The 16321-nt window shown below is 65.4% G+C and carries 14 protein-coding genes and 1 tRNA gene; 7 read left to right on the plus strand and 8 right to left on the minus strand.

What is annotated here, in order from left to right; all coding sequences use genetic code 11:
- Nucleotides 1–87: 87 nt before the first annotated feature.
- Entirely contained in the window at nt 88–1155 is a 1068-nt protein-coding gene (locus ACZ1II_RS10625) for an LLM class flavin-dependent oxidoreductase (protein ID WP_465146401.1), read from the minus strand.
- The gene (locus ACZ1II_RS10630; RefSeq protein WP_465146402.1) at nt 1152–2072 is read right to left on the minus strand and encodes an aldo/keto reductase; all 921 of its coding nucleotides are present in this window, start codon (nt 2070–2072) and stop codon (nt 1152–1154) included. The genes ACZ1II_RS10625 and ACZ1II_RS10630 overlap by 4 nt, the downstream gene beginning before the upstream one ends.
- A 30-nt stretch (nt 2073–2102) precedes the next feature.
- On the opposite strand from ACZ1II_RS10630, the gene ACZ1II_RS10635 reads away from it, so the two are divergent.
- Nucleotides 2103–3191: a Gfo/Idh/MocA family protein gene (locus tag ACZ1II_RS10635; RefSeq protein ID WP_465146403.1), complete on the plus strand. Its 1089-nt coding sequence runs from the start codon at nt 2103–2105 to the stop codon at nt 3189–3191.
- Between the two features lie 130 nt (nt 3192–3321).
- On the opposite strand, the gene ACZ1II_RS10640 is transcribed toward ACZ1II_RS10635, so the two are convergent.
- A tRNA-Cys gene (locus tag ACZ1II_RS10640) sits at nt 3322–3395 on the minus strand.
- A gap of 73 nt (nt 3396–3468) precedes the next feature.
- Entirely contained in the window at nt 3469–4860 is a 1392-nt protein-coding gene (locus ACZ1II_RS10645; protein WP_465146404.1) for an RNB domain-containing ribonuclease, read from the minus strand.
- A gap of 138 nt (nt 4861–4998) precedes the next feature.
- Between ACZ1II_RS10645 and mobA the strand changes: the two genes are divergently transcribed.
- Entirely contained in the window at nt 4999–5568 is a 570-nt protein-coding gene (mobA, locus tag ACZ1II_RS10650; RefSeq protein ID WP_465146405.1) for a molybdenum cofactor guanylyltransferase, read from the plus strand.
- Nucleotides 5569–5574: 6 nt separating this feature from the next.
- Here mobA and ACZ1II_RS10655 read toward each other — a convergent pair whose 3' ends face one another.
- Entirely contained in the window at nt 5575–6297 is a 723-nt protein-coding gene (locus ACZ1II_RS10655) for a winged helix-turn-helix domain-containing protein (protein ID WP_465146406.1), read from the minus strand.
- A 196-nt stretch (nt 6298–6493) separates the two neighbouring features.
- Nucleotides 6494–7693, minus strand: coding sequence for an LL-diaminopimelate aminotransferase (locus ACZ1II_RS10660; protein ID WP_465146407.1), 1200 nt, complete (start codon nt 7691–7693; stop codon nt 6494–6496).
- Between the two features lie 217 nt (nt 7694–7910).
- Here ACZ1II_RS10660 and ACZ1II_RS10665 point away from each other — a divergent pair, with 217 nt between their 5' ends.
- The 3 genes from ACZ1II_RS10665 to clpS all read left to right on the plus strand — a co-directional run bounded on the left by ACZ1II_RS10665 (nt 7911) and on the right by clpS (nt 11969).
- Complete coding sequence (locus tag ACZ1II_RS10665; RefSeq protein WP_465146408.1) at nt 7911–9788, plus strand: PHA/PHB synthase family protein; 1878 nt, start codon at nt 7911–7913, stop codon at nt 9786–9788.
- Between the two features lie 514 nt (nt 9789–10302).
- The gene (locus ACZ1II_RS10670; RefSeq protein ID WP_465146409.1) at nt 10303–11391 is read left to right on the plus strand and encodes a phasin family protein; all 1089 of its coding nucleotides are present in this window, start codon (nt 10303–10305) and stop codon (nt 11389–11391) included.
- Nucleotides 11392–11537: 146 nt separating this feature from the next.
- The gene (gene clpS / locus ACZ1II_RS10675) at nt 11538–11969 is read left to right on the plus strand and encodes an ATP-dependent Clp protease adapter ClpS (protein WP_465146410.1); all 432 of its coding nucleotides are present in this window, start codon (nt 11538–11540) and stop codon (nt 11967–11969) included.
- Between the two features lie 5 nt (nt 11970–11974).
- On the opposite strand, the gene ACZ1II_RS10680 is transcribed toward clpS, so the two are convergent.
- The gene (locus ACZ1II_RS10680) at nt 11975–12481 is read right to left on the minus strand and encodes a hypothetical protein (RefSeq protein WP_465146411.1); all 507 of its coding nucleotides are present in this window, start codon (nt 12479–12481) and stop codon (nt 11975–11977) included.
- A gap of 340 nt (nt 12482–12821) precedes the next feature.
- Between ACZ1II_RS10680 and lptF the strand changes: the two genes are divergently transcribed.
- Together lptF and lptG are read left to right on the plus strand one after the other, a co-directional pair.
- Nucleotides 12822–14048: an LPS export ABC transporter permease LptF gene (lptF, locus tag ACZ1II_RS10685; protein ID WP_465146412.1), complete on the plus strand. Its 1227-nt coding sequence runs from the start codon at nt 12822–12824 to the stop codon at nt 14046–14048.
- A 1-nt stretch (nt 14049) separates the two neighbouring features.
- The gene (lptG, locus tag ACZ1II_RS10690; protein WP_465146413.1) at nt 14050–15147 is read left to right on the plus strand and encodes an LPS export ABC transporter permease LptG; all 1098 of its coding nucleotides are present in this window, start codon (nt 14050–14052) and stop codon (nt 15145–15147) included.
- Between the two features lie 64 nt (nt 15148–15211).
- Here the strand turns inward: lptG and ACZ1II_RS10695 are convergent, their stop codons facing one another.
- Nucleotides 15212–16303, minus strand: a complete 1092-nt coding sequence (locus tag ACZ1II_RS10695) for a fatty acid desaturase family protein (RefSeq protein WP_465146414.1) — start codon at nt 16301–16303, stop codon at nt 15212–15214.
- Between the last annotated feature and the right edge of the window lie 18 nt (nt 16304–16321).

Here is a 16321-nt window from a genome sequence, read left to right on the forward strand (position 1 = left end):
GCCATGGGCGCTCGGCGGATAGGCAGGGCATGACCTAGACGGTAATGGGGATGCAGGGGGTGTTGACCCCCTGCTTTTCCCTTGTTCTTAAAGAACGAGCGGCCCGTGATCGATCCGGGGCAGCACATGCCGCGCGAACAGGTCGGCCTCGGCGGCGTGCGGATAGCCGGAGAGGATGAAGGCATCGATCCCGGCCTCGCGATAGGCCTGCAATTTCGCCAGCACCTGATCCGGGTCGCCGACGATTGCCGCGCCGCAGCCCGAGCGGGCGCGACCGATGCCGGTCCAGAGGTTGTCTTCGGCATAGCCGTCGTCGCTGGCGGTTTCGCGAAGGGCGGCCTGTGCCTTTACGCCCACCGACTGGGAATCGAGCGAGCGGGCACGGATCGCCGCGCCTTCTGCTGCGTCGAGGCGCGAGAGCAGGCGGTCGGCGGCGAGGCGGGCATCGGCTTCGGTCTCGCGCACGATCACATGGACGCGGTAGCCGAAGCGCAAGGTGCGGCCATACTTCGCGGCGCGGGCGCGCATGTCGGCGATGGTTTCCTTCACCGCCTCCATGCGGTCCGGCCACATGAGGTAGACGTCGCAGCCCTTGGCGGCGACTTCGCGGGCGGGTTCGGAGAGGCCGCCGAAGTAGAGCGGCGGGCACTTCGCGCCGGGCGCGATCATGCGCGGGGCGTCGAGCTTGAGGTTCCAGAAGCGGCCCTGATGGTCGAGCGGCTGGCCCGAGAGCAGGGTGCGCAGGATTTCGATGGCCTCGGTCGTGCGCTCGTAGCGGGCGCCGCCGTCGAGGGTTTCGCCCGGCATTTCGCTGGAGATGATATTGATGTTGAGGCGGCCACCAAGGATCTGGTCGATCGTCGCGATCTGGCGGGCGAGCTGGGCGGGCCACATCTCGCCGATGCGCACGGCCATCAGCAGCTTGATGCGGCGGACTTGGGTGGCGATGGCGGCGGCGAAGGCGGTGGTGTCGATGCCGAGCGCATAGCCCGAGGGCAGCAGCACGTTGTCGAAGCCGCCTTCCTCGGCCGTCGTCACGATATTGCGGCAGTGCTCCCAGCTGGAGCGCAGCATCGGGTCCGGCTGGCCGAGGAACTCGTAGTCATCGTCGCAGAGCGCCGAAAACCAGCTGATCTCGCATGGATCGCGTGTCACGGCAGGCGTGCTCCCATCGAGGCTTCGAGCACGGCATACCATTCCGCGGCCGTCCATTCGACCTTGAGCGCATCGCGCGAGGCGAGGATGCGCTCGGGGGTCTGCGAACCGACGATGGGGATCGCGCGCGAGGGGTGGGCCATGATCCACGAGAGCGCGGCGGCGGCGGCATCGGTGCCGTAACGCTCGCCCTGTGCGGCGATCAGCTTGGCGACCGGGTCTTCCGAACCGGCGGCAAGGCGGCCACCGCCGAGCGGCGACCATGCCAGCACGGCCACGTCGCGGGCCATCGCCTGGTCGAGGGTGCCGTCATAGAGCGGCGCATAGCGCGCGGCGGAGAATTCCGGCTGGGTCGAGACGATCGGGAAGGGCAGGTAGGCCTGAAGCGCGTCGAATTCGGCGGGGCTGTAGTTGGAAACGCCCACGGCCTTGACCTTGCCGCTCTCGACCATGGCGGCGAGAGTCGCGGCTACATCGCGCGGATGGGCGAGGAAGTCGCGGCGGTGGATCTGGTAGAGTTCGACCGAGGGCAGGCCGAGGCGTTCGAGCGAGGCTTCGAGCGCCTTGTTCAGATAGTCCGGGCTCGAATCGTAGGGAACGCCGAGCACGATGCCGCCCTTGGTGGCGATCGTCATGCGTTCGCGCAGGTCGGGGCGGGCGGCGAGCGCCTTGCCGAGCAGCAGCTCCGCGCCGCCGAAGCCGAGCGCGGCGTCGCAGCCGTAGATATCGGCAGTGTCGAACAAGGTGATCCCCGCTTCAAGCGCGGCCTCGATGCGGGCGACGATGGCGCCGATATCGTCGTTGCCGTCGGGTCGGGCGAGCCGCCACATGCCCCAGGCAATCGGAAAAACGGAAATTCCGCTCTTGCCGAGCGGGACGGGTTGGGCCGATAGGCGCGTCGTCATGGGCGTGGTCATGGGCCGCCACATGGCACATGGAGTCGTGAAATGGTAGAGACGCTGCGTTACGGAATTGTCGGCACCGGGATGATGGGTGTCGAGCACATCCACAATCTCAAGATCCTCGAAGGCGCCGAAGTGGTTGCCATCGCCGATCCCGAGCCGACCTCGCTCGGCTGGGCGAAGGATGCGCTGGGCGAAAAGGCCGAAGGCGTGGCCGAATATGCCGACAGCGCCAGCATGATCGCCAATGCGGGGCTGGACGCCGTAGTGGTCGTCTCGCCGAACTTCACGCACCGCGACGTGCTGGAACCGCTGCTGGACAGCGACGTGGCGATCCTCTGCGAAAAGCCGCTCTGCACGACGATGGAAGATGCCCGCTGGGTGGTCGAGCGCGCCGAGGCCCGCAAGGCGGTGTTCTGGACCGGCATGGAATATCGCTTCATGCCGCCCGCCAAGGCCTTCATCGACGAGATTCACGGCGGCAAGGTCGGTCGCCTGCAGATGCTTTCGATCCGCGAGCACCGCTTCCCGTTCCTCGTCAAGGTGCGCGACTGGAACCGTTTCTCGGTCAATACCGGCGGGACCATGGTGGAGAAGTGCTGCCACTTCTTCGACCTGATGCGCCTGATCACCCGGTCCGAGCCGGTGCGCGTCTACTGCTCGGGCGCGATGGACGTGAACCATCTCGACGAGCGCTATGACGGCCGCCAGCCGGACATCATCGACAACAGCTTCACCACCGTCGATTTCGCCGACGGCAGCCGCGCCTTGCTGGACCTCTGCATGTTCGCGGAAGGTGCCGAGCATCAGGAAGAGATGAGCGCGACCGGTGACAAGGGCCGCCTCGACGTGCTGATCCCGCCGGGCGATCTCGTCTGGTCGCCGCGCGTGCCGTGGCCGGGGCCGAAGTCGGTCGAGCGCTGGCATGTCGCGGTGGACGAGGCGGCGATGGACGCCGGTTCGCACCACGGTGCGACGTTCTACCAGCACGAGGCTTTCGCCCGCGCAGTTCGCGGCGAGGGCGCGGTTCAGGTGACGGCACGCGACGGGCTGATGGCGGTCGCCATCGGCGCCGCAGCTGAACTCAGCGCGCGCGAGAAGCGCGTGGTGGAGATGGCGGAACTGCTGGGCTGAGGCCGGTTACAGGACGTCGCCCCGGACCTGGTTTCGGGGTGACGGTCCGGTCCTGCAGGGCCCATGCGCCTTCGCGGTGAAGGCGCGCGTCTCGCAGATAAATCTGCAAATCGCTGAAATGTAAGGAAGGTGGAGGCCCGAGCCGGAATCGAACCGGCGTGCAAGGATTTGCAGTCCTCTGCGTCACCACTCCGCCATCGGGCCATCCGTGTGGAGAGACGCGCCCCTAACAACGGATCGCGGCTTGCGCAACGCCCATTTTCCAGAATCGCGGATTTTAATCGACAGGTTCGAAAGACAGCGTGCCCTCCACCGGATCGGCGCGGGTGAGGCGGAGCGTCAGCGATGCACCGGGGAAGGCGCCGGGCGCCGTGGTGGTGGCGATGATCGGCAGGTCCTTGAGCTGCACTTGCACTTTGCTCTCGCGCACGTCGGTCACGACGGCGGGGAATGTGCTGCCCTCGCGGCCATGGAGCAGTGTCGCTTCGGCAAGGTCGATCACCGAGCGGTCGATCTGGGCATCGCGCGAGGCGGCGCGGGCCATGACCGGCGGCAGTTCGGGCAGTGCCGCGAGGACCGGCTGTGGAATCGCCTCGCCTTTCGCCAGCGCGAGGACGCTGCGCAGGACGTAGCGGTCCGCCAGCCGTCGGAGCGGGGCGGTGGCATGGGCATATGGCGCGGCGACGGCGGCGTGCCAGGGTAGTTCGGCAGGGTCGTAGACCTTGTAGCTCGCGCCCGAACCCGAGCGGCGGATTGCGAGCATGAAGGCCGCCTCGGCAGGCTTGCCGGGGTCGAGGCGGCGCTGGAACTGGGCGAGCGGCATGGCGGCGGGCCAGTTCAGCCGCAAGGCCTGTGCCGTTGTCCGCAGGCGTTCCTCGGCTCGGGCGTCGGGCGAGGCCATGACGCGGAACAGGCCGGTCCCGGCCTCGATCATGGCCTGGGCGACGGCGAGATTGGTCGCCAGCGAGAGCGCTGCGTTCCAGCGCTCCGAAGGCAATTGCGGCCGGAAGCCCAGCGCGAAGGCGCCGTTGCCGTTGCTCTCCACGACCTGTTCGGGCGGATCGACGCGCTGCGCCCCGCGGCGGTCTTCGGCGCGGGCGATGCGCCGGGCGATCTCGTGGAAGCCGGGGGGCAGGTCGGCGTCCGTCACCGTGTCGTAGGCGAGCTTGGCGCGGCTGCGGATCACGCCGCGCTCCACGCCGTCGAGCCGGGGCTGACCTTCGGGATCGATGCGGACGGTGAGGATCACGGCGGGGCGCTCGACATCGGGCAGCAAGCTGGCGCCGCCTTCGCTGAGCAGGGGCGGATAGAGACTGGCCTTGCCGTCCGGCAGATAAGTGGTGGTGCCGCGCTGCCAGGCTTCCCGGTCGAGCGCATCGCCGTCCTCGACGAACCAGGCGACATCGGCGATGGCATAGTGGAGCAGCCAGTCCGGCCCGCTGGCCTCGATCGCGAAGGCCTGGTCGAGGTCGGTCGAACTGGCGGGGTCCAGGGTCACGAAGGACAGGGCGGTGCGGTCGGCATGGGACCGGGCATACGGGCGCTTTTGCGCAGCCTGTTCGGCGGCCTCCAGGACCTCGGGCGGAAAGGCGCCGGGGATCGTGAAACGGTTGCGGAGGCGGGCAAGGCCCTGGTCCAGCAGGCGACCGGGATCGACGAGCGTCTTCATTGCGTGAATTGGAGGACAGCTTGCCCGCAATTGCAAGCCTGTCCGGTGAAGGGCTTGCCCCGGCGGTCGGGAACGCGCCTAAGATGATCTCGTTACTCCGTCTGTAGCCATGGAAAGGCGTATCATGAGGCTGGATCGATGATTTTGGGAGCGGTTCTCGCGGGCGGACTTTCGAGCCGATTCGGCACGGACAAGGCGCTGGCCGAATTCGGCGGGCACACGCTGATCGCGCTGGCGGTCGATGCCTTGTCCGGCTGGTGCGAGAAAGTCGTGGTGGTTGGCCGCGAGACCGCCCCGGCGCCCACGCTTCCCGATTGGCCCAGAAGCGGCATGGGACCGCTGGGCGGCCTGGCGGCGGCGCTTCATGCCGCGCGTGACGAAGGGTATGACGCGGTGCTGACTTGCGGCGTGGACGCGGTGCTTTTGCCCGAGGACCTTCTCGCGTTGCTGGGGCCGGCGCCCGCCTGTCTTGCCCAGCAGCCGGTGATCGGCATCTGGCCTGCTTCGGCGGCAGCGGTGCTTGAGACCCTGCTGCACAGCGACGATCGCCATTCGATGAAGCGCTTTGCCGCACTTGTCGGCGCGCGCCTGATCGACATTCCTGTGCATCTGGCCAACGTCAATACGCCTGAAGACCTTGCGGCGCTTCAGGTCTCGGGAGCGAATCCGGCCCCAACTCCGACCCGCAGCAATCGCGAGCCGGACTGACGGTGTTCAGTGCGCGAGCGAGGCGACTTTCGCTTCGCGGCGCGCCGTGAGCACTTCCATAGAGGAAAGGCTGCGGTCGACTGTGCGATCCGGCCCGCGGTCGGGACTGCGATCGGGCAGCGGCGCTTCCTCTGGCATGCGCAGGCGATAGCCGCCTGTCGGCGATGTCTCGATGATCCCGGCGAAGCCGACGAAAGCCAGCTTGCGGCGCAGGCGCGACATGTGCACCGCGACGCTGTTGGTTTCCGGCACGAAGCCCATGCGCCAGACGTCGTAGATCAGCGCCTGCTTGCTGACGAACTGGTCGATCGAATCGGCAAGGCGCCAGATCAGCGCGAATTCGCGTGGGTTGAGGTTCAGCGGCTTGTTGTCGCCAAAAGCCTCGCGCGCGAGGAGGTCGAGCGTCAGGCGCCCGACTCTGCGGGTGCGGGGCAGCCATTCGTTGAACTGGGCCAGACGGTTGGCACGGGCGCCGAGTTCCTCGATCTCGATCCGCTCGGTGACGACATCGCCGAAGCCGATCTGGAGAAGCGAGGTGCGGTCGTGGGCTTCGCTGACCCCGGCCACGAGAACGCAGCGCCGCGCTTCGGGCATGAGCCACGAGAGCACCTGCATCCAGCCCACGCTGTCAAGGTCGGCAGCGTCGATCAGGCCGACGCAATTGGTCGCTGGTACGCCGTCGGGATCGAGGACCCAGCCGCAGCGTTGCAGGTCCAGCCGTTCAGGCATCGTATCGGGTGCCAGCCAGCGAAACCGCGGCGCGTGGCACTCACTCTTTCCCAGATAGGTCATACCCCCCCAATCTGCTGAGCCATAGGTGAAAACATGGCCTATATACTGGGATAAATGCCCTATGGAACAACACCTAAATTCTTACAGGCGGGCTATGAAAAATCTGTAATCGCCCGCCTGTAAGCCCGGAAAATCAACCTGCCGGGGTATTCACGCCCTTGGAGACGAGGAAGCGCTTGATATTACGCGCGGCCTGGCGGAGGCGCTGTTCGTTCTCGACCATGGCGATGCGGACGAAGCCTTCGCCGTCCTCGCCATAGCCCACGCCCGGTGCCACTGCGACTTCCGCTTCGGTCAGAAGCTGCTTCGAGAATTCGAGGCTGCCCATTTCCTTCAGGGCAGGCGGCAAGGGCGCCCAGGCGAACATCGAGGCCTTGGGGCTGGGAATGTCCCAACCGGCGCGGCCGAAGGCCTCGACCATCACGTCGCGGCGCTTCTGGTAGAGCTTGCGGTTCATCTCGACGATATCCTGCGGACCGTTGAGCGCGGCGCAGGCAGCGGCCTGGATCGGCGTGAAGGCGCCGTAGTCGAGGTACGACTTCACGCGCTTGAGCGCCGCGATCAGCTTGGCATTGCCCACCGCGAAGCCGACGCGCCAGCCCGCCATCGAGAAGGTCTTCGACATCGAGGTGAATTCCACCGCCACGTCCTTGGCGCCCGGCACTTCGAGGATCGAGCGGGTCGGGTTGCCGTCGAAATAGAGTTCCGAATAGGCAAGGTCGGACAGGATCCAGACCTTGTTCTCCTTCGCCCAGGCGACGAGGCGCTCGTAGAAGGCGAGGTCCACCGTCTCGGCCGTGGGGTTCGACGGGTAGTTGACGATCAGGATCGACGGGCGCGGCACGGTGAAGGCCATGGCGCGGTTCAGCGATTCCCAATAGCGCTCGTCCGGCGTGGTCGGCACCGAGCGGATCGTCGCCCCGGCGATGATGAAGCCGAACGTGTGGATCGGGTAGCTGGGATTCGGGGCCAGCACCACGTCGCCCGGCGCGGTGATCGCGGTGGCGAGGCTGGCGAGGCCTTCCTTCGAACCCATCGTCATCACCACTTCGGTCTCGGGATCGAGATCGACGTTGAAGCGGCGGCCGTAGTAGTTGGCCTGGGCCTTGCGGATGCCGGGAATGCCCGAAGACGCCGAATAGCCGTGCGCGTCTTCCTTGCGGGCCACTTCGCAGAGCTTGTCGATCACATGAGCGGGCGGCGGCAGGTCCGGATTGCCCATGCCGAGGTCGATGATGTCCTTGCCCGCCTGGCGTGCCGCATGACGCATCGCGTTGACTTCGGCGATAACGTAGGGCGGCAGTCGCTTGATGCGGTAGAACTCGTCTTCCATGACCTCTGAGAATCCATAAAACACGCGGCGAAAGTGCCGCGCGGGTTCCTGTAGGGGAATAAAGCCCGAGCGCAAATGGCCGATGCGCAATAGTGAGAGTCGCAAACGGTGGATTGCGCAACTTTTGTCCGGTTGGCGATCGTGCGAGCAGTCGATAGGAACAGCAGGAGAGGGGATTCGTCCGGGTCTCCCGATCCGCACCGGAGTTGCACCGCTTATGGCGACTGATGCCACCGAACTGTTCACGGAAATGGTCCGCAGCCAGTCTCAACAGATCGCCGAGCAGATCACGGGCCTGTTCGGCCAGATGGTCCCCGCCGAAGGCTCGCCCGAGGCGGAAAGCGCGGTGCAATGGGCGCAGATCGCCGGTCGCCTGCACACGATATGGACTGAATATCAGGTCGAGCAGCTCGGCAAGTCAAAGGGCAGCCCGCCCCATTATGCCGATCCGCTCAAGTGGATCGCCACCGGCGAGGGCGTTCTGCGGCAATTGCCGCTGGCCAGCCCCGAAGTGCAGCAGCGGCTGTGGAACGGGGTGTCGATGCTCATCAATGCGGTGCTGGCCCAGTACGGCCTCGGCCCGGATGCAGGCGGACAGGCACGAGAGGTAGAGCCGGACCTCCCGCTGCGCGATCGCCGCTTCGCCGATCCCGAATGGCGCCGCCAGCCGTTCTTCGCCGTTCTCCACCAGGTCTACCTGCTGCTCTCAGCGGAGATCATGGGACTGGCGGAAGCGACCGAAGGGCTGGAGCCTGCCAGGAAGGCGCAGCTGCTCTTTGCCACGCGGGCGATCGTCGATGCACTCAGTCCGGCCAACTTCCCGCTGACCAATCCGGTCGCGCTGGAGGCGGCCAGCCGGACAAAGGGCGAAAGCCTGGTGCGCGGGTTCGAGAATATGCTCGACGACTTGCGCAAGGGCCAGCTCACCCACACCCGCCCCGGCGCTTTCGTGCTGGGCGAGAACATCGCGGTGACGCCGGGCAAGGTCGTGTTCGAGACGCCGCTCTATCAGTTGATCCAGTACACCCCAACCACCGACAAGGTGTTGAAGACGCCGCTGCTGATCTTCCCGCCGTGGATCAACCGCTTCTACATTCTCGACCTCAACGCCAAGAAGAGCTTCGTGCGCTGGGCGGTGGAGCAGGGCATCACCGTGTTCATGGTCTCGTGGAAGTCGGCAGACGCCTCGCTGGCCGATCTCGTCTGGGACGATTACATCGCCGCGCAGATCGAGGCGATCGACGTGGTGCGCGACCGGCTGGGCGTGCCTGCCGTCCACACGATCGGCTATTGCGTCGCGGGAACGACGCTGGCTGCGACCCTCGCCGTGCTCGCCCGCAAGGGAGAGGCCGACAAAGTCGCAAGCGCCACCTTCTTCACCGCGCAAGTCGATTTCGAGGATGCGGGTGACCTCAAGAACTTCGTGGACGATGCGCAGATCGAGACGCTCGGCAAGCTCTCGCCCGAGGGCTATCTCGACGGGCGCTATCTTGCCGCGACGTTCAACGTCCTGCGCGGCAACGACCTGATCTGGAGCTACGTCGAGAAGAACTATCTCAAGGGCGAGGACTATCCCGCGTTCGACCTGCTGCACTGGAACGGCGACGTCACCAACCTGCCGGCGGGCTGGCACCGCGACTATCTGCGCGATCTCTACCGGGACAACCGGCTGGTCGTGGCGGATTCGATGCAGGCCTGCGGTGTGCCGATCGACCTCCACCGCATCGCCACGCCGGTCTATATCCAGGCCGGGCGCGAGGATCACATCGCGCCGCCCGAGAGCGTCTGGAAGCTGACGCATTATCTTGCCGGGCCCTGGACATTCGTGATGGCGGGATCGGGGCACATCGCGGGCGTGGTCAATCCGCCCAGTTCGAACAAGTACCAGTACTGGGTCAACGAGAGCCGCTCCGACACGCTGGAAGAGTTCGTGGACGGGGCGCGGGAGCATCCGGGAAGCTGGTGGCCGCACTGGGCCGACTGGCTACGCGGACTCGGCGAGAGCGAAGTGGCCGCACGCGGCAAGCGGCGGCCGGGTGGCCGCGGCGACAAGGTGATCGAGGATGCGCCGGGCCGTTACGTGACCATGCGATGATGAGGGGCGGGCGCCGGGCCGTGCACGGAACGTGATGGACGGTGCCTCGAAAAAATCGTCTCCGGATCGGCGGTTTCTGCCTCGCGGCCCGCAGGCGATATTTCCCTGTTTGCTTGTCGGTTCAAGGCTGACGTTGAGAGGCTGATCGGCGGTTCCACGCTCGCGGCTGCGGCGAAGAAATCGCCTTACCCTCAGATTTTCCGGTATTTTTCGGAACTTTTGCGGGCGCTAAGACGTTCGCAGAAGGAAGGAACAAGGTCCTGGTTCCGATAACTCAAGCGGTGTGCAAGCCTTGGTTTGCTGCGCCTGAAGAGGCTGTCACGGCCATGCTGCACTGCAACATAACGCGATTGACTTCGCTTCTGCACCGCCATATTGTGCATCGCAGCAAAGAGATTTTCCGAATCGCAGTCGGGAGAGGTTGGTCTGAACGCGGATGTCGATCCGCACTTCCAGCTGCCCGTCCGCGATCCGCCCGAGACCAGATCGCCAGCAGAAAAGCAGGAAGTGTCACATGGCCGGCCAGGAAGAGACGAAAGACGATGCGCTCGCTGAAAAGGCTTACGAAGCCGCAGCGGCCAAGACTCCGATTACACCGCCTAAATCGACTTCCCCTCAGTCGGCGCCTGCCGCCAAGGCGGAAGCCGTGAAGCCGGCGGAGGCCAAGTCGGCCCCAGCTCCTGCTGCAGCCTCCTCGACGCCGCTCCCCGGCCTTCCCCAACCCGTGGCTGCCAAGCCGGCTCCAGAAAAGCCTGCGCCGGCAAAGCCGGTGGTGGCGAAGGCGGCTCCGGTAAAGGCTGCTCCGGCGAAGACGGTTCCAGCCAAGGCGCCCGCCGCAGCGACGCCGAAGCCGGCTCCCGCCGCCAAGGCCGCTCCGGCGCTCAAGGCAAAGAAAGTTCCGGCCAAGCCCGTGAAGGCTGCCGCCGTGAAGCCCCCGGTCGCAAAAACGCCGGTCGCGAAGACTTCGGTCAAAAAGACTCCGGTCAAACAGACTGCCGTCGTCGCAACACCGGTGACCAAAGTTGCCAAGAACAAGCTCGCGCCTGCGGCAGCACCTGTCGCAGCGGCAAGCGCGTCCACGGCAACGACCAAGGCGGCAAAGACCGCCGAATCCAAGACCACTACGTTTGCAGGACTGTTTACCCCCTTCATCCTTGAGGAAAAAACGATGGACATTAGCGCTAACTTCGCCGGTTTCCAGGATGCCGTGACCGAAGCCCAGGCCAAGGCCAAGGCCGCTTTCGAAAAGAGCTCGGTCGCGTTCGGCGAAGCCGGCGATTTCGCCAAGGGCAACGTTGAAGCCGTTATCGAATCGGGCAAGATCCTTGCCGAAGGCCTCCAGGGCTTCGGTTCGGAATTCGTGGCCGAAGGCCGCACCGCTTTCGAAACCCTGACCGGCGACATCAAGGAACTTGCTGCCGCCAAGTCGCCGACGGACTTCTTCAAGCTTCAGGGTGACATCCTGCGCAAGAACTTCGACAGCGCCGTCGCCTATGGTTCGAAGAACAGCGAAGCGGCTCTCAAGCTGTTCAGCGACACGATCGCGCCTATTTCCGGCCGCGTCAGCGTTGCCGTCGAGAAGGCTCGCCAGGTCGCGGCCTGAGCCCGCGCCAAGCGACTTCTCGCCAGACATTCGAACGGTCGGATGGGGTTCCCATCCGACCGTTCTGTCGTTATCGGAACCGATCCGATCTGCAAATTCGGCACCGCATCTTGTTTCCGGGCGCCGCAATACGATATTCTCCCATCATGCTATCTCTTGCTGCCGATTCCAGACTGTCCTTTCCCGTGCCTGCTCGCGCCAAGGCAGAAGGAGCCTTGTCCGTCAGCGGGGCAGGCGAACATGGCTCCGATGAGCGGGATTCCGATCATGGCACCGATGGCGACGACCAGCTCGGTGTTGCGACCAAGACCCGCGCCAAGCCCAAAAAGCCAAGCCAGTTCAAGGTGCTGATGCTGAATGACGACTACACTCCGATGGAGTTCGTGGTCATCGTGCTCAAGCGCTTCTTCCATATGGACATGGAGCAGGCGACGCGGGTGATGCTGCATGTTCACCAGAAGGGCGTGGGCGTCTGCGGGATATTCCCCTATGAAATCGCGGAAACCAAGGTGAACCAGGTGATGGACTTCGCCCGGCAGAACCAGCATCCGCTCCAGTGTACGCTGGAGAAGGCCTGAGTCTCTCAGCTATCGGCGGTCTGTTGCTCGCCGATAATCGGCTGCTCGGCGCCCTCGGCCAGGCCTTGCGCCGCCTGCCTCAAGACTTGCGCGGCAAGCTGGAATAGCGCTGCCAGGAGCGCTGCGGCCACCGAATGAGCGGTCGCCTGCGCAGAGATTTCCAGTTCCGGGACCGAAATTCTGGCCCAGTCATGCAGCGGGCTGAGCGTTTCGACTTCGTAATCCATCCCGGCGGGCAGCAACGTCACCACCGCGCGACCGCAGATGCCGTCGTCCAGCAGGCGAGTGGCGCGTTCCTTGCGCGCCTGCCAACAGTCGGCGCTGATCGCGCGGCCCCATCGGCTCAGAACGAGCACGGCTTCCCTGACCAGAGTGGGCGCCTGGCCGCGCGTTGCGGTTCGGGCGCGCTGCGCGAAGCCGAGCAGTTCCCGCTCCAGCGCCGGATCGTCGAGATCGAGAATGTTGCGCCAGGCCGCGATCAACGCCTGCGCTTCGGATTGTTCTGTGAGCACGATAGGTTCGGGGGCTTCTTGGAAGGTTGGATGGCGGCGGCGGGCCGGTCGCCGGGCAAGCGGCCATGCGGAGATCGGCACCGCGAATGCAATCGCCGGACGGCCCATGTAACTGTGACATGATGTGAATCGGCCGCATTATCTCGCGGGCTTCGCCTGCCTGACCGTCGCCATGCCCGGCGCGTTTCGGCGCATCCGCGTTCCGGACTGTCGCTTTGAGGGGGGCGAGGTGCCGGGAAGAGGCGATCTGCCGAGACAATTCGCTTTGCCCCTAGCCGCCAAGCCGTTAAGGGCTTGGGGTGCACGGTTTTATGACGACACCCCCGGTGAAACTTTCAGCGTGAAATTTCTCAGCGCCATCGATCGCTATATCTTTCGCCTCGTGCTGGTGCCGATGCTCGGCATCTTCCTGCTCGCGGCGTCCCTGCTCGTGCTCGACAAGATGCTGCGGCTGTTCGACTTCGTGGCGACCGAGGGCGGGCCGATCGGCGTCGTCTTCAAGATGCTGGCGAATCTGCTGCCGGAATATGCCAGCCTGGCGATTCCGCTGGGCCTGATGCTGGGCATCCTGCTCGCCTTCCGCAAACTGGCGACCTCCAGCGAACTCGACGTGATGCGCGCGGTGGGGCTGAGCTATACCCGGCTGCTGCGCGTGCCCTACATCCTGGCGCTCCTGCTGGCGGCGCTGAATTTCGCGATCGTCGGCTATCTCCAGCCGCTGTCCCGCTATTACTACGAAGAGCTGAATTACGAGCTGAAGTCCGGCGCGCTCGGCGCCTCGATCAAGGTCGGCGAGTTCAATGCGCTCAAGGACCGTATCGCCCTGCGCGTGGACGAGAGCCGGGACAATGGCCGCCGACTGATCGGCATCTTCGCGCGCGTTGTAGACAAGAAGGGGCAGGTCCTCGCCATCTCTGCGCGTCAAGGGCAGTTCCTGGCGTTGAAGGGTGCTCCGGACACGATCATCCTGCGTCTGGACCAGGGCCAGATCATCCAGGACATTCCCGGCAAGGAGCCGCGCGTGCTCTCCTTCACGCGCCACGACCTGCCGATCGAGCTGCCGCAGATCGAGAAATTCCGCAAGCGCGGCGGCTCGGACCGCGAATACCTGCTGCCCGAACTCGCCCACCTCGGCTGGGACAAGGACCTTCCCAAGGAAGAGCGGATTTCCAGCCAAGCCAACTTCAATTACCGCATGGTCGAAGTGATCATGATGCTGCTGCTGCCGCTGCTGGCGGTGGCGCTGGCCATTCCCCCCAAGCGTTCGACTTCGGCGCTGGGCCTGTTCGTCTCGATCGTCATGGTCGTCGCCTATCACAAGGTGAACCAGTATGCGGCCGATGTCGCCTCGCTGGGCAAGATGAACCCGATCCTCGGCCTCTGGGGGCCGTTCTTCGTCTTCGCCGCGCTGATCCTGTGGATGTACTGGCGCGTCGCCTACGTTCCGGGCGGGCAGGCGATCGGCTGGCTGGAAAAGGGCGCCGAGATCGTCGTCAAGCGGCTCAAGTCCCTGCTGAAGCGCACGAAGCGCGGCCCGATCCTGCCCGAACCTGCGGACGCTTCCTGAGATGCAGATGGAATTCTTCCCTTCGCGTACGCTGACCTGGTATCTTGCGCGTGTTTTCGTGACGCGCATCCTGGCAGTGCTGTTCATGCTGGTGCTGGTGCTCCAGATGCTCGACCTGCTGGGCGAGAGCGGCGATATCCTCGCCTATCCCGGCAACGGGCAGGAGCAGCTGCTCTATTACGTCTCGTTGCGGGTTCCGCAGCTGATCGCCCGGTTCCTGCCCTATTCGGTGCTGCTGGCGACGATCATCACGCTCGCCACGCTGAACCAGAACAGCGAGGTCATCTCGATGAAGGCGGCGGGGCTTTCGGCGCACCAGGTGCTGGCGCCGCTGATCCTGACGGCGCTGGTGATCTCGGCGGGCAGCCTGGCCTTCAACGAGCGCGTCGTCACCCGTTCCACCGCGACGCTGAATGCCTGGCAATCGGTGAACTACGGGCCGATTCCCAAGGACCCCGGCGTCAAGGCGAACCTCTATCTGGCCGACGGCCGGGACCTGCTGATGGCATCCAGCCTCGAAGGGCAGGGTACCGGCATGGTCCTGCACGGGGTGACCTTCTATCGCCGCGATGCCAGCGACATCATCGTCGAGCAGTATCGCAGCGACCGTGCGGTTTTCGCCAATCCCGGCTGGCGTTTCGAGAACCCGAGCCGTTTCGTGGTGGCGACGACCACCGCGACCAGGCTCGGCCCCACGGTCCTTGCCCCCGGCATCACGCCGGAGAAGATCACGCTCTCCAAGGTCGATGCCGATTCGGAGGATCTGTTCCAGCTTTCCTCCTCGATCGAGGCGATGAAAGTGGCCGGGCGCCGGACCAGCGAACTGGAGGCGGCCTGGTGGCACAAGCTTTCGGGGCCGTTTTCCTCGGTGTTGATGCCGCTGCTGGGTGCCGTTGCGGCTTTCGGTCTGGCGCGCTCTGGTCAATTGCTGATCCGCGCGGTGATCGGCATGGCGCTGGGCTTCGCCTACTTCGTGCTCGACAATGCGGCGCTGGCGATGGGGAACTTCGGTGGCTATCCGCCGCTGATCGCGGCCTGGGCGCCGTTCGTGCTCTTCGCCCTGATCGGCGAGACGGTGCTGATCCGCACTGAAGAATAAGCGGCCCACAAAAAAAGCCCCGCTATCCATGCGGGGCTTTTTCGTTTCAGGCTGTCCGGCTTTTTCAGCGCGCGCCCATCGTGCTCTTCGCGAGACGACCAAGCAGCGGCATCAGCCCCGGATAGTTCGCCTTCGAATAAGTCGAACCCGAGCCGAACTGCGCGGCGAGGCGGCGGTGGGCCTCCGCCAGCGAGTGATAGGGCATCGAGGGCAGCAGGTGGTGCAGCGCGTGATAGCGCAGGCCGACCGGCGCCCAGAGTTCCGAGAACTTGGCCGGCGGCGGTACGTTTACCGAATCGAGGTACTGCGCGGTGACGGTCATGGCGTCGCCGTCGTTCTCCCAGAGATGGGCGACGAGGGTGCGGACCTGGTTGAGGAAGGCCGTCAGCGAGACCACGCAGAGCGCGATCAGCAGCGGACGCCAGCCATAGGCATAGCTCGCGGCGAGCACGGCGATGGCCCAGACCGAGCTGCCGAGTTCCTGCCAGAACACCATGCGCGCGAACTTGCCTTCGGGCGGACGGCGGGCGAACTGCGGGTTGATGGCGAGCGCCGAGGCGCGTTCCCACACGAGCTTGCGCAGCGGCGGAATCACCGCACCGAGCGGCACCAGCACGGCGGAGCGGATCAGCAGGGCCACCGGCAGCAGGATCGCGGTGAGCGCGAAGACCGGCAGGCTCCACGGCTTCATCAGCGCCAGCGGGAGGTATTCCGGGTCTTCCACGGTGCCGTAGCGGGTGCGGGTGTGGTGGATCGTGTGCACGCCCTCGTACATCAGCGAGGGGATCAGCATCGGAATGCCGACCAGCAGGTTCCACGCGAAACGGAAGCCGGGCAGGGCGTCGCGGTGGATATGGGTCAGCTCGTGGATGAACAGCAGCGCGCGGTAGAGCGCCAGCGCCGAGAGCAGGCCCAGCGCCACGGCGGCCCAGGCATTGCCGACCAGGATGGCCCCTGCCAGCGCGGCATAGCCGACCGCGGCGGAGGCCAACATGTCGGGCCAGTAGATTCCGGGGCGCGCAGTCGCGATGTCGCGGGTCAGTTCGACGGCGGCGCGCAGCATCGCCTTGTCGTCGGGGATTTCCGACGAACGGGGGCGAGAGGCCGCTTCACGCGGCGCCGCTGGCGACAGATCGATGGCTTCCTGGGCAATCATACAATTCTAGTCCAAAGT

The organism is Novosphingobium sp. BL-S-20, from assembly GCF_055521635.1.

Excerpts from the sequence above, each read along its gene's own strand:
- ACZ1II_RS10630 (WP_465146402.1), bottom strand. The coding sequence starts at position 2,072 with ATGACCACGCCCATGACGACGCGCCTATCGGCCCAACCCGTCCCGCTC.
- ACZ1II_RS10635 (WP_465146403.1), top strand. The coding sequence starts at position 2,103 with ATGGTAGAGACGCTGCGTTACGGAATTGTCGGCACCGGGATGATGGGT.
- ACZ1II_RS10645 (WP_465146404.1), bottom strand. The coding sequence starts at position 4,860 with ATGAAGACGCTCGTCGATCCCGGTCGCCTGCTGGACCAGGGCCTTGCC.
- mobA (WP_465146405.1), top strand. The coding sequence starts at position 4,999 with ATGATTTTGGGAGCGGTTCTCGCGGGCGGACTTTCGAGCCGATTCGGC.
- ACZ1II_RS10655 (WP_465146406.1), bottom strand. The coding sequence starts at position 6,297 with ATGCCTGAACGGCTGGACCTGCAACGCTGCGGCTGGGTCCTCGATCCC.
- ACZ1II_RS10660 (WP_465146407.1), bottom strand. The coding sequence starts at position 7,693 with ATGGAAGACGAGTTCTACCGCATCAAGCGACTGCCGCCCTACGTTATC.
- ACZ1II_RS10665 (WP_465146408.1), top strand. The coding sequence starts at position 7,911 with ATGGCGACTGATGCCACCGAACTGTTCACGGAAATGGTCCGCAGCCAG.
- ACZ1II_RS10670 (WP_465146409.1), top strand. The coding sequence starts at position 10,303 with ATGGCCGGCCAGGAAGAGACGAAAGACGATGCGCTCGCTGAAAAGGCT.
- clpS (WP_465146410.1), top strand. The coding sequence starts at position 11,538 with ATGCTATCTCTTGCTGCCGATTCCAGACTGTCCTTTCCCGTGCCTGCT.
- lptG (WP_465146413.1), top strand. The coding sequence starts at position 14,050 with ATGCAGATGGAATTCTTCCCTTCGCGTACGCTGACCTGGTATCTTGCG.
- ACZ1II_RS10695 (WP_465146414.1), bottom strand. The coding sequence starts at position 16,303 with ATGATTGCCCAGGAAGCCATCGATCTGTCGCCAGCGGCGCCGCGTGAA.